General features: G+C 53.7%; 9 protein-coding genes. 7 read left to right on the top strand and 2 right to left on the bottom strand.

Features of this window, described 5'->3' with window-relative positions:
- The first annotated feature begins 10 nt into the window (after nt 1-10).
- Both NSS64_RS06515 and NSS64_RS06520 read left to right on the top strand, forming a co-directional pair.
- Nucleotides 11-1,936, top strand: a complete 1,926-nt coding sequence (locus tag NSS64_RS06515) for a DUF2264 domain-containing protein (RefSeq protein ID WP_341139624.1) — start codon at nt 11-13, stop codon at nt 1,934-1,936.
- An 8-nt stretch (nt 1,937-1,944) separates the two neighbouring features.
- Complete coding sequence (locus NSS64_RS06520; protein WP_341139625.1) at nt 1,945-2,508, top strand: hypothetical protein; 564 nt, start codon at nt 1,945-1,947, stop codon at nt 2,506-2,508.
- Nucleotides 2,509-2,605: 97 nt separating this feature from the next.
- On the opposite strand, the gene NSS64_RS06525 is transcribed toward NSS64_RS06520, so the two are convergent.
- A complete protein-coding gene (locus NSS64_RS06525) occupies nt 2,606-4,195 on the bottom strand; it encodes a response regulator (protein ID WP_340944469.1) in 1,590 nt (529 codons plus the stop codon).
- A 60-nt stretch (nt 4,196-4,255) separates the two neighbouring features.
- On the bottom strand, nt 4,256-6,064 hold the full coding sequence (locus tag NSS64_RS06530; RefSeq protein ID WP_341139626.1) for a sensor histidine kinase: 1,809 nt from the start codon (nt 6,062-6,064) through the stop codon (nt 4,256-4,258).
- A 191-nt stretch (nt 6,065-6,255) separates the two neighbouring features.
- On the opposite strand from NSS64_RS06530, the gene NSS64_RS06535 reads away from it, so the two are divergent.
- From NSS64_RS06535 to NSS64_RS06555, 5 genes are all read left to right on the top strand, one after another.
- The gene (locus NSS64_RS06535) at nt 6,256-7,608 is read left to right on the top strand and encodes an ABC transporter substrate-binding protein (RefSeq protein WP_341139627.1); all 1,353 of its coding nucleotides are present in this window, start codon (nt 6,256-6,258) and stop codon (nt 7,606-7,608) included.
- Nucleotides 7,609-7,693: 85 nt separating this feature from the next.
- Nucleotides 7,694-8,584 (top strand): carbohydrate ABC transporter permease, encoded by an 891-nt coding sequence (locus NSS64_RS06540; RefSeq protein ID WP_340939286.1) that lies wholly within the window; start codon nt 7,694-7,696, stop codon nt 8,582-8,584.
- Nucleotides 8,585-8,596: 12 nt separating this feature from the next.
- Complete coding sequence (locus NSS64_RS06545) at nt 8,597-9,421, top strand: carbohydrate ABC transporter permease (RefSeq protein WP_341139628.1); 825 nt, start codon at nt 8,597-8,599, stop codon at nt 9,419-9,421.
- A gap of 65 nt (nt 9,422-9,486) precedes the next feature.
- The gene (locus tag NSS64_RS06550) at nt 9,487-11,490 is read left to right on the top strand and encodes a beta-galactosidase (RefSeq protein WP_341139629.1); all 2,004 of its coding nucleotides are present in this window, start codon (nt 9,487-9,489) and stop codon (nt 11,488-11,490) included.
- An 87-nt stretch (nt 11,491-11,577) separates the two neighbouring features.
- Nucleotides 11,578-12,849 carry a glycoside hydrolase family 30 protein gene (locus tag NSS64_RS06555; protein WP_341142773.1) on the top strand — a complete coding sequence of 424 codons (1,272 nt, stop codon included), beginning with the start codon at nt 11,578-11,580 and terminating at the stop codon, nt 12,847-12,849.
- The last annotated feature ends 255 nt before the right edge of the window (nt 12,850-13,104 follow it).

Consider the following 13,104-nt stretch of genomic DNA (forward strand, 5'->3'; position numbering starts at 1 on the left):
GAGTATGATCATGACGAACGATAAGAGGACTCCGGTGGTTGGAAATCTGGGGACAGGCGATCCGGCGACGGGCAAGCTGGGGATTCAGAGCAATCCGCTGAAGACCCGGGACGACCTGCTGGCTGCCCTTGAGCAGCTGACAGAGCCGCTTCGGCCGCTCTATAGCAGAGGCAGCGCAAGACTTGAGATCGGGATTACGGGAGCGAGCTATCCGTCAGCCACCGCCGGAATGGAGGGCTTCTCCCGGGTGCTCTGGGGACTAATTCCACTGCTCGCCGGAGGCGGGAACAGTGAGCTATGGGCCACTGTGCTGGACGGCATCCGGCACGGCACCGATCCGGCCCATGAGGAATATTGGGGTGATGTAAGGGACTATGACCAGCGTCTGGTCGAGATGGCCGCCTTCGGCTTCGCGCTGGCGGCAGTGCCGGAGCATATCTGGTTGCCGCTTGACAAGCAGGAACAGGAGCATCTATACAACTGGCTGAATCAGATCAATTCCCGTCCCTGCTATGACTGCAACTGGCTGTTCTTCAACGTGCTGGTGAATGTCGGCTTCCGTACGATAGGACGCCCCTATGATGCGATTCAACTGGAGCGGAATCTGGAGCGGATGGATGCCTTTTATCTGGGTGAAGGCTGGTACAGTGACGGTGTTGGCGGACACTGCGATTATTACGGGCCCTTCGCCATCCATTACTATTCGCTGCTGTATGCCAAGCTGATGGAGCGGGAGGACCCGGAGCGTTCCCGTCTGTTCAAAGAACGCGCCCGGCTGTTCGCCGCTGAATTCATACGCTGGTTCGCCCCGGACGGCGCTGCGCTTCCCTATGGCCGCAGTCTGGCGTACCGGTTCGCCCAGTCTGCCTTCTGGAGCGCCTTGGCGTATGCAGAGGTGGAGGGCTTCACTGCCGGTGTGGTCAAAGGCATCGTCCTGCGCAACCTGCGCTGGTGGTTCCGCCAGCCTATCTTCGATGCAGCCGGTGTGCTGACCATCGGATACACGTATCCGAATCTGGTCATGGCGGAGAATTATAATGCGCCCGGCTCGCCTTACTGGGCGCTGAAGACCTTCCTGCTGCTTGCCCTCGGCGCGGAGCATCCGTTCTGGAGCGAACCGGAGCTGCCGCTGCCGGAGCTTCCGGCTGTGACGGTGCAGCATCCGCCGCATCTGGTTCTGGTCCGCGAACCGGCTTCCGGTCATGTGGCCGCCTTCAACAGCGGGCATCTGTCCACCAATGAGCATACCCATACCTCGGCCAAATACGAGAAATTCGTCTATTCCATCGGCTTCGGCTTCAGTGTGCCGCGTGCGGAATGGGGATTAGCACAGGGAGCCTATGATTCCATGTTGGCGCTCAGCGAAGGCGGGGACAATCTGTACCGCGTTCGGCGGCGGAATCTGGAATCAGAGATTACGGACAACGTCCTGCGGTCCGTCTGGAAGCCTTGGGCTGATGTTGAGGTACGCACATGGGTGGTAGCGGGTCTGCCGTGGCATATCCGGATTCACCGGATCGAGACGGGCCGGGCCCTGGATGCCGCCGAGGGCGGATTCGCGCTGGGTCAGGAGGCGGAGCCTGCTCAGCAGCTGGACGAACTGGAGGCGGCGGCAGCGACCCCATGGGGCACAAGCGCCATCAAGGGGCTGATGGGTTATACCAAGGCTCAGCTAATCTCGCCGAATGCCAACACGAACCTGCTTCATCCACGGACTGTGCTGCCTACCCTGATGGCATCGCTGGAGCCTGGAGTTCATTGGCTGGCTTCTGCTGTGTACGGCGACCCTTCCTCTGCGCCGCTGACAGACGGGGCAAAGGAACTCGGCCTGATGCTGGAACAGACTCCTGAAGACCTGCTCCAGATCAAGCTTGCCGGAGAGCGGATTACGGTGCTAACCTCCGGCGGGACAGAGCTCAGCATTCCGGTGCAATGAGCAGAAATATGGTGCGAAAACACAGCATTTTGGTCATAGTACAGCAATTTCGGTCAATAACTCAACATTGGCTCTTTAGTGCCACCAACATACAAGCAGGCCAGCAGCTTCTCCTTTGGAGAGGCTGCTGGCCTTTCGAGGCGCGTGGACCAAATGTAATCGAAAAACCGATCACAATTGGCCTGGATGCGGCGCGTGGACCAAATGTAATCGAAAAACCGATTACATTTGGACTGGATGCGGCGCGTGAACCAAATGTAATCGAAAAACCGATTACAATTGGCCTGGATGCGGCGCGTGGACCAAATGTAATCGAAAAACCGATCACAATTGGCCTGGATGCAGCGCGTGGACCAAATGTAATCGAAAAACCGATCACAATTGGCCTGGATGCGGCGAGTGGGACAAATGTAATCGAAAAACCGATTACAATTGGACTGGATGCAGCGCATGGACCAAATGTAATCGAAAAACCGATTACAATTGGCCTGGATGCGGCGAGTGGGACAAATGTAATCGAAAAATCGATTACAATCGGCCTGGATGCGGCGCGTGGACCAAATGTATGTTAAAAACCGAACACAATTGGACCGGGTGCGGCCACAAGCCCCTGCACACATATGAAGCATCCGGTGCAGGGAGCAGGGCGGGCAGTATGAACAATATCCCTTACTCCGTATTGCTGCGGAACTGATTGGGCGTGAGCCCTTTATACTTTTTGAATACCTGGTAGAAGTATTTCGTGTCGTTGTACCCGGACTGCAGAGCGATATCCTCAATCCGCATTCCGGGATCTTTGAATAGCTGGCAGGCATGCTCGATGCGGACCTTATGCAGATAATCGATGAAGCTGATCTTAAGCTGCTGCTTGAACAGCAGGCTTAAATATCCCGGGGTAATATAGATCTCCCTGGCGACGATCTCGCGGTTGATATCCTTCATGAAGTGCTCGCCGATATAGCTCTTGGCCGCTTCGAGCAGCTTGTTGCTGTTCTTCTTGGACGTCAAATGCTCACTGACCCGCTGGGCCGTCTCCAGCAGAGACTGGAACAAATTATCCAGACTGGAGCGGGACAGGACATGGATCAGCTCGGTCAGATTCTGCCCAAAGACTTTATTTACATTGACATTGTTCTCGATACATAATTTATACAGGGCGAAGAACAGGGCGAAGCTCGATTTGATCACCTGGTCCCTGGACACCGTCTCGGGCTGCAGGGCTACGTTGAACAGCGTCAGCTTATCGGCGATGTCTGCGGGGGAACCGCCGCGTACCGCCTTCAGCACCTCCTGCTCCTCATGCAGGGGATAGGAGGATTGAGAGGACTCGGCATCGAATTCTCCGCTGTACTCCACGATTTTAGCGATGCCGGTGTAGTTGGTTGTATTCAAGGCCTGGCAGGCCTCCACGAACGAGTGGCGCAGATGCCCGATATTCTTGTCGATACTTCCGATCCCGGCGGACACGGTGAATTTCAGGAAGCTGGCGATATTCTCCTGAATAATCCGGATATAACCGCTTAATTCCTCCTGATCCGGCAGCTCGTCCATATTAAGGATTAGCACAATATCGTCCTGATGCTCGAAGGCAACGCATAGCACAGCCTCCGGCAGCGACTCCTCGCAAATATTCTTCAGCCCGTACTTCAGCAGCTCCGTATCCTCATGCATATACTTCTCATGCAGCAGCTGGAAATTGTCGATCCGCAGCAGAATGATGCCGTACAGCAAATAGGGAAAAACCAGCTGGTTCATCTTCAGATTAGCCAGCAGCCGGGAATACGCGGGACTCTCAGTGAGAATGAGCTGGCTTAACGTCTTCTCCTTCAGCAGGGGCAGACTCTCCCGGAAGCCTTGCCGCAGATGCTCAAGCGTGGTAATCTCCAGCTTCTCGGATTGAATCTGCTCCGTGATGGCCAGAACCGTACTCAGAATCTCCTGCCGGCGGCTCGGCTTCAGCAGATAGTTGCTGACCCCGGATCTTATCGCTTGCTGGGCATAGGCGAAATCATCATATCCGCTCATAATGACCGATTTGACGCGGGGGTATTTCTCCGAGACAACCTTGATTAACTCCAGGCCGTCCATTTGCGGCATCCGGATATCCGTTAGCATGATATCGACGGAATAGGTATCCAGGAGTTCAAGTGCCTCCAGGCCGTCTCTGGCTTCGCCTGCAATATGGATGCCGTGCGAATGCCAGTCAATCAGAGTCCTTATGCCTACCCGCGCCCGCTCCTCATCGTCCACAATAATCATATTATACAAGGGACATCCCCTCCGATCTGTATTCGTATTGTTTATTCGCCCCGGCTTCTTTTATTCTTGCATGTCATTTACGATCACCGGAACTACGATCTCCACGCGAGTTCCCTCTCCGGGGACACTGGTATAGTTCAAGGCATAGTCACCTTTATAAAAATGCTTCAGCCGTGCCTGTACATTCTGCACCGCATAGCCGCCGACATCCCGGGCAGTATACACATCTGTCTCGTCAGGCATGGCAAGAATCTTTTGCAGCGTATCACTGCTCATTCCGCCCCCGTTATCCTCAATCACGAACCTCAGCTGATCTCCGGTACGCTGTCCGCTGATGCTTACCCGTCCGCCGCCGCGCTTGCGTTCAATGCCGTGGATTAGTGCGTTCTCAATGAACGGCTGCAGGCTGAGCTTCAGGATGACATAGGCGTACAGCTCCTCGGGAATGTCGATCACATACTCCAGAGATTCCTGGAACCGCATCTTCTGGAGCGACAGATACAGCTCAATCAGCTCTTTTTCCTTGGCTACGCTGGTGAAGCTCTTGCCCTGATTCAGACTTAACCGGAAGAGCCGGGAGAGGTTGATCACCATCTCGCTGATTTTGTCCTGTCCTGCCGCCTCCGCTTCCCAGAAGATCGTGTCGAGCATGTTGTAGAGAAAATGGGGGTTGATCTGCGATTGCAGTGCCTTCAGCTCTGCCTCCTGCTCCTTCAGCTTCAGCAGATAGGCGTCGTCCACAAGCGCTTTGATGTTGCCGACCATATTATTGTAGCCCCGGCTCAGCTGGCCGATCTCATCCCAATATTTGATCTCCACTTTCTCCTCGAACTGCCCGTTCTGGAAGCGCCGCATGGACAGCAGCAGCGTCTTGATCGGCGCTGTCAGGAAGGAGGAGAAGAACATCAGCAGAGGAATGCTCAGCACCAGGCTGGCTAATACCATCACGAGCACTGCCGATTTGATGGAATTAAGCTCTTGGGTCAGCGAACGCAGTGGAACACTGTACAGAGTGATCCAGCCATCCTCGTTGATGTTGTAATTCAGCAGCGTATCCTTGCCCTCCAGGCTGACGATGGTGTTGCCGGACAGAATGCCGGCCTTGGCCTGCTTCATCACGAAGTCTACGGCTTCGGGGCTGTAGGTCTCTTTGCCTGCCGACAGCAGCTGTGCGCCCTGTTCACTCAGGATGAGGATGCCGTGATCCTTGTCATACAGATTCGTCAGATAGGTTCGGCGGATGGTCTCCAGATTAATGCCGACGAACACAAAGCCGATCCGGTTCCCGTTCACAATATCGCGGATAATCCGGGTCATGCCGAGCTTGTCATTGCGGTTGCTCTGAATGAATACATTGTTCTCTTCCGTCAGCGGGAACCAGTAGGAGGCACCGTTTAAGGCAACGGTCTGTTTATAAGTATCATTTGAGGTAATTTTGCTCAAACTATACGCACCGCTGCTGTCATCGGTAGCGACCTGAAACAGCGGCTCGGACAAGCTGCCATACAGAGCCAGATAGTCGAAGCTTCCGGTCACCAGCATCTGGTTCATGATCGACGCGGTGGGTCCGTTATAGAGCTGGTTCTCGATCTTCGCCGAATCCGGGGTATTGCTCCTCAGAGTGTCCTGGACGACTGGAGCGAGGCTGAATACGGTGACCCAGTCGGCTAACGTCTTTTGCATACGGGCGAGATTACTGTCAATCTGCTTGAGCACACTCTGGTTGGAATTGCTCACCTTATTGATAATCTGCTGCTTGGAGATCTTATAGGAGTAAGCGCCCAGCGTGCAGGCCACCCCTGTAATCAGCAGGAAGATCAGTATGGTTATCTTGTATCGCAGGTTCATATTCAAGTAGTAGCGCAGCACAGGATCACTAACCTTTTTGTTTTTTATCTTATGCGTAATGCCGGGTATACACAAGGGAGCTGACGATTGAAGTCGACAATTTTCAACTTTACTCTCTTTTTCTCTACTGACCCTGGCTCTGGTGCTCTGGTACGATGTGTTCAGAAACAAAGAAGGCAACCCACGATCCATAACAATTAGGGGGAAATGACATGGCTATGAATTCAAAATCCACACGTAATATACTGCTGGTTACGGCCCTTGCGGCAGTCTCGGTGCTCAGCGCATGCGGAGGCGGCAATGACAAGAACAATAATGCAGGCAGCGGCACGAACGGCGGCACAGCCGGCTCTGCGGACAAGGAAGTAACGCTGCGTCTGTTCTCGAACCTTCCCGACCGTAAATCGGGCCAGGGTCTGGCAGAGCAAATGGTAATCGACAACTATATCAAAGCGAATCCCAATGTCAAGATCGATATCGAAACCCTCGCCGAGGAGCCGTTCAAAAACAAGCTGAAGGCGTACATGGCCTCCAACGAAGCGCTGGATGTGACCATGGTTCACGGCGGTGCAGAGCTGAATACGCTGGTACAAGCCGGCTATGTGAAAGAGCTGAACCCTGCGGAATACGAAGGAGATACTTATAAATTCCTGCCGGGAGTGTACAAATCATTCACCTTTAACGGCAAGCTCTACGGCTTGCCCCGCAACAGTGACTATGAAGTGATCTATTATAACAAAAAGCTGTTCGATGACAACGGTATCAAGATTCCTTCCACCTATGCCGAGCTGCTGGAAGCGGGCAAGCAGTTCCGCGCCAAAGGCATTGAGCCGATGTCGATGAACGGTAAGGACCTGTGGAGCTTCGCGGCCTTCTTCCAGGATCTTGTCGTACGCCTCACCGGCGATCAGAACCTGATGCTGGATGCGGTAGCGAAGAAGAAGAATTTCACTGGCGATGAGAACTTCACGAAGGCTGCTGAGCTGCTGGCCCAGGCCAGAGACACCAAGCTGTTCCAGGAATCGTTCATGACAGCAGATTACGGCGCATCGCAGAACCTGTTCACTCAGGGCCGTGCAGCCATGTGGTACATGGGCTCGTGGGAAGCAGGGATGGCAACGAATGACAAGCTGCCGGAAGACTTCCGCAACAATGTGAATGTACTGAAATTCCCGGTTGTCGAAGGCGGCAAAGGTAAGGACACCGATCTTTTGGCCTGGAACGGCGGAGGATATTCACTGGTCAGCAGCTCGAAGCATCCTGAAGAAGCCAAGAAGTTCTTCGACTATATGATGTCCGCAGATCAATGGGCCAAGATTGTATGGGATACCGGAGCAGCTGTACCGGCGCAGAAGTATGAGCTGTCCGGTAAAGAGAGCGAGCTGCAGAAACAACTGACCGAGGTTCTGACCGGTGCAACCAGTACAGCGGGCTCCATTGCTCTTGACTCCGGAACGCCTAAGTTCAAGGATGATGCACAGAATGCCTTCGGCAAGTTCTTCGCCGGCGGATCAACGCCGCAGCAGCTGCTGGCTGATCTTCAAAAGGCTGCGGAAACACAATAACAGATCACCACTAAAGAGAGTGAAAGGAGACGGGGCGGGAAGCATTCTTGCCCCTCTCTAATCTTAAGGATGGAGTTGGAGTTCCATGCAAAAAGTATTCAACAACAAAATGGCAATCTTTCTGTTCGTCTTTCCGGGGATTCTCCTGTTCGCCCTAACCTTTCTTGTACCGATTGTACTCAGCGCCTATTACTCGTTCAGAGACACTTTGTCTCCGGGAACGCCCTCGGCATTCATCGGATTCGCCAACTATACAGAGCTGCTGTTTCACGATTCACGGTTCTGGCTGGCGCTTAGAAATGCCGTATTGCTCGGTTTGGGCTTTATCCTGATCCAACATCCGATTGCCATCTTTTTTGCCATTATGCTGGACCGCCTGGGCGGGAAGGCAGAGAAGTGGTTTAGAACGATTTTCTTCATCCCATGCGTAATATCTGTAGTCGTCATCTCGAAAATGTGGCTGTCCCTGCTGGACCCGACCTTCGGGGCCTTCAACAAAATGCTGGATTCTCTGGGACTCGGCTTCCTTAAGCACGCTTGGCTGGGGGATAGCAGCACCGCGCTGATCTCCATGCTGTTCATCCTGATCTGGGCCGGCTTCGGCTGGGGATTGCTGTTCTATTATGCAGGACTCAAAGGCATTCCCGATGATATGTATGAAGCCGCTTCACTGGACGGAGCCTCCGGCTTCCGATTGCACTGGCGGATTACCGTTCCGCTGCTGTCACCGGTTATTACGGTGCAGATTACTTTGGCTATGATTACCGCCTTGAAACAGATGGAAACGGTGTTCCTGACCACTAACGGCGGTCCCGGCGATTCCACCCAATTCCTGGCCGTGTATCTCTATAACAAGGCGTTCTCGGCAAGCCAATACGGTTATGCCAACGCCATCTCGATTCTGTTCATCATTGTCTGCCTGCTTGCCACCTATCTCAGCAACAAACTGACCCGCAGTGATGCGACGGAATTCTAAGGAGGACTCACCATGACAAAAAGCACAAAAACCATACTATGGGTGTTCTTCCTGATCGTCGCCCTGGTCCAGCTGTTCCCGCTCATCTGGCTGGTAGATTTCTCATTCCTCAGCAGCAATGAGTTCTACTCCTCCAGCGTCCTGAAATGGCCGAGTGACCCCCAATGGCAGAACTACATTAACGCCTGGGTAGACGGCAAATTCCTGCGCTACTTCATTAACAGTGCCTTCGTGACCTCAGTAACTATTCTGTTAACGGTGATTCTGTCCCTTACCCTCGGCTATGCCTTCACCCGTATGCAGTGGAAGCTGCGCCCCATCTTCTTCACCATTATTTTGCTTGGGATTATGATTCCGATTCATGCGACTCTCCTGCCTAACTTTGCCATCTTCAAGGCGCTGGGCTTGACGAATTCCTATCTCGGGCTGATCCTGCCGTACACCGCAGTATCTGTACCACTGGGAACCTTCATCCTGACCGGCTTCATGCGGAGCATTCCAAGAGCGATGGAAGAGTCCGCTGTAGTAGACGGTGCAAATATTTACCGGATTGTCTTCCAGATCATTGCCCCGCTTACCGCGCCTGCACTGGTTACGGTCATCGTTACAACGTTCCTGAACTGCTGGAATGAATTCATTATGGCATCGACCTTCCTCAGTAAAGATGCGCTGAAGACGCTGCCCTTCTCGGTCATGAACTTCGCCGGCCAGTATTCCTCAGACTACGGCTCACAATTTGCAGTCATGGTGCTGACATCAATCCCGGCCATTGTCATCTATGCCATCTTCAACGAACAGATTACCAAGGGAGTGACAGCGGGCGCGGTAAAAGGCTAAACTTATCGTGTAAAATGCTATCAAAACTCTTAGCGTATGCTATCAAAACTTTCAGGAGGATTATAATGGATCACTTGTTATACGGCGTTGCTTATTATGATGAATACATGCCTTATGACCGTCTTGCGCAGGACATCCAAATGATGAAGGATGCGGGCATTAATACCGTCCGGATTGCCGAATCCACCTGGAGCACACATGAGCCGCAGAACGGGGTATTCGACTTCTCCTCTGTACGTAGAGTGCTGGATGCGATGCATGAGGCCGGAATTCATGTCATTGTAGGAACACCTACCTATGCGGTTCCGGCCTGGATGGTCAAGGAGCACCCGGAGGTGCTGGCGGTCACCGTGAACGGGGAAGGCAAATATGGTGCCAGACAGATTATGGATATCACCAGTCCGGCGTATCTGTTCTACTCGGAGCGGATCATCCGCAAGCTGATGGCTGTGGTACATAAGCATCCGGCGGTGATCGGCTACCAGATCGATAATGAGACCAAGCATTATGAGACGGCCGGGCCGAACGTCCAGCTTAGATTCGTCAAATACATGAGGGAAACCTATGGAACGCTCGAAGCCATCAACCACCAGTTCGGTCTGGATTACTGGAGTAACCGGATCGACAGCTGGGAGGACTTCCCGTCCATGGTTGGGACGATCAACGGCAGTCTGGGGGCGGAATTCGCCCGGTTCCAGCGGGGGCTGGTGAATGAGTTCCTGGCGTGGCAGGTCGGAATTGTGAATGAGTATAAGCAGCCGGGGCAGTTCACCACGCATAACTTCGATTTCGAGTGGCGGGGCTATTCCTTCGGTGTTCAGCCTTCGGTGGATCATTTTGCGGCTTCGCAGCCTTTTGACATTGCCGGTACAGATATTTATCATCCCTCCCAGGACCAGCTGACCGGTGCCGAGATTGCCTTCGGGGGAGATCTGATCCGCTCGCTGAAGCAGGATAATTACTTCGTGCTGGAGACGCAGGCACAGGCGTTCCCAGAGTGGACGCCTTATCCAGGACAGCTGCGGCAGCTGGCATTCAGCCATCTGGGCTCAGGGGCTTCGATGGTCGCTTACTGGCATTGGCATTCGATTCATAACTCCTTCGAGACCTACTGGAAAGGGCTGCTCAGCCATGACTTCCTGCCTAACCCGGTGTATAAGGAAGCTATGACTATCGGCGCGGACTTCAAGCGGTTAAGCGACCAGCTGATCGGACTGAAGAAGACCAGTAAGGTGGCCGTTATGGTCAGCAATGAGGCGCTGTCCGCGATCGACTGGTTCAAGCTTCCAGGAGGTCTCAACTACAACGATGTGGTCCGCTGGATGTACGATGAGTTATATAAAATGAACATCGCCTGCGATTTCATCCAGCCGGGCAGCCCGCGCCTAAGCGAGTATGAGCTGGTTGTGGTTCCTGCGTTATACGCCGTCTCCGATGAAGCGCTGCAGCAGTTGAATGATTACGTCCGCAGCGGCGGCCATGTAGTCTATTCCTTCAAGAGCGGGTTCACCGATGAACAGGTGAAGGTTCGTCATACCGCACAACCCGGGATCATTCATGAGGCCTGCGGGATTGCTTACAGTCATTTTGCCACACCGAATGCGGTTACGGGACTTACCGGCAAGCTGTTCCCTGAGGGAGCCGAAGCAGGCGTTCACACCGTCCGCACCTGGATGGAGATGATTGTTCCCGGTTCAGCGGAGGTGCTGGCCAGCTATGATCATCCCCAGTGGGGCGAATATGCGGCGGTCACCAGAAATACCTTCGGCGAAGGAACAGCCACCTACATCGGCTGCATGACCGGACCTGCCGCACTTGCGGAGATCCTGCGCGATACGCTCCAAACGGCCGGATTATGGGGAGCGGACCAGCAGCTGTCGTTCCCGCTCATCGTGAAGTCCGGTGTGAACCGCCAGGGAAGCACCATCCGCTACTACTATAACTACTCAGCCCAGCCGCTCAGCTTCCAATATCCGCATGAGGCCGGTCAGGAGCTGTTGTCCGGCAATGCGGTGGCGCAGGATGAAGAACTGACGCTTGATGCTTGGGGCGTTATGATTATTAGTTAACTAATAGCATTAGGAGGCAGAAGCGTGGACGTTACAGGACAAGTATGGATATCGAGTACAGAAAATGAGCCTTGGGTATCCCATCCCCTGGAAGCCACCACTGCAGAAGCAGTGGATCTGGCGTTCACCGGACAATTGCATCAGAATATCGAAGGGTTCGGCGGATGCTTCAATGAGCTGGGGTTCGAGGCGCTGAACCTCCTCGCGGATGAAGACCGAAGCGCTGTACTGCATTCGCTGTTTCACCCGGAAGGGGATCAGCGGTTCAGCATTTGCCGCCTGCCGATCGGAGCCAGCGACTATGCCCTGGAATGGTACAGCCTGAATGAGACCGACGGCGATTACGCCATGGAGCATTTCTCCATCGGGCGGGACCGCAAGTATCTGATCCCCTATATCCGCGAAGCCCTCAAGCTGAACCCGGAGCTGAAATTATTCGCCTCCCCCTGGAGTCCGCCCACGTGGATGAAATTCCCGCGCGCCTACAATTACGGTACCTTGCGCTGGGAGAAGGATATTCTGGAGGCCTATGCGCTATACTTCGTGAAGTTCGTCCAGGCGTATGCCGGAGAGGGAATTACTATTCATCAGGTGCATGTGCAGAACGAGGTGGTGGCCGATCAGAAATTCCCTTCCTGCGTGTGGACGGGCGAACAACTCCGTGAATTCATCCGTGATTATCTGGGGCCGGCTTTTGAACAGCATGGACTGGGTACGGAGATCTGGCTGGGTACAATCAACGCGCCGGAGCCTTGGGACGAGTGGATGAAGAAGAAGGACAGCAGCTTCGATGCCTATGCCCATACGGTATTAAGTGATCCTGAAGCTTATAAGTATGTGAAGGGAGTCGGCTACCAGTGGGCAGGTAAATACGGCATCCAGCGTACGGTACAGGCCTATCCTGAACTGCGTTATATGCAGACGGAGAATGAGTGCGGGGACGGGGAGAATACCTGGTTCTATGCCAAATATGTATTCAACCTGTATCAGCATTATTTCACTAACGGCGTGAACGCGTATATCTACTGGAATATGGTGTTGCTGCCTAAGGGGCGCAGTACGTGGGGATGGGAACAGAACTCTATGATTACTGTAGACCCGGGCGGCGTTCAGGCAGTGCATAATCCCGAATTCTATGTCATGAAGCATTTCGCCCATTTCGTGGGTCCCGGCTCCAGCAGAATCGGACTCAAGGGCAAATGGACCGGAAATGCAGTCGCCTTCGAGACGCCGGAGGGCAGACGGGTTCTCGTCATTGCCAATCCGTTCAAGGAATCGCGGACGGTTACCCTCTCGAATGACGGCACGCATTACAAGCTGGAGCTGGATGCGGAATCGTTTAATACACTCCTGCTATAAAATAGCTACGCCATGCCGCCGTCATCCCTTCAGGCACTCTGCTGTGTACACTATTGGAATTGTTCCGTCCGTAATTTCCTGCTATACTTTTGTCAGGTTAGTTGATAGGGGGTTACACGGATGGCAACGAATTGCTCATTAGCTAGGGAGTCCTCATGCAGAGCCTGATCCGGGGCGATACTTTGCGTGGGGTGCGGCAGGACAATCTTGATCGCCCAAACAGATATTATCGTTTCTAATCGCAGGCTCTGCACC

The sequence above is a fragment of the Paenibacillus sp. FSL H8-0122 genome (assembly GCF_038005345.1).
Taxonomy (GTDB): domain Bacteria; phylum Bacillota; class Bacilli; order Paenibacillales; family Paenibacillaceae; genus Paenibacillus_AQ.

Excerpts from the sequence above, each read along its gene's own strand:
- NSS64_RS06515 (WP_341139624.1), top strand. The coding sequence starts at position 11 with ATGACGAACGATAAGAGGACTCCGGTGGTTGGAAATCTGGGGACAGGC.
- NSS64_RS06520 (WP_341139625.1), top strand. The coding sequence starts at position 1,945 with ATGGTGCGAAAACACAGCATTTTGGTCATAGTACAGCAATTTCGGTCA.
- NSS64_RS06525 (WP_340944469.1), bottom strand. The coding sequence starts at position 4,195 with ATGATTATTGTGGACGATGAGGAGCGGGCGCGGGTAGGCATAAGGACT.
- NSS64_RS06535 (WP_341139627.1), top strand. The coding sequence starts at position 6,256 with ATGGCTATGAATTCAAAATCCACACGTAATATACTGCTGGTTACGGCC.
- NSS64_RS06540 (WP_340939286.1), top strand. The coding sequence starts at position 7,694 with ATGCAAAAAGTATTCAACAACAAAATGGCAATCTTTCTGTTCGTCTTT.
- NSS64_RS06545 (WP_341139628.1), top strand. The coding sequence starts at position 8,597 with ATGACAAAAAGCACAAAAACCATACTATGGGTGTTCTTCCTGATCGTC.
- NSS64_RS06550 (WP_341139629.1), top strand. The coding sequence starts at position 9,487 with ATGGATCACTTGTTATACGGCGTTGCTTATTATGATGAATACATGCCT.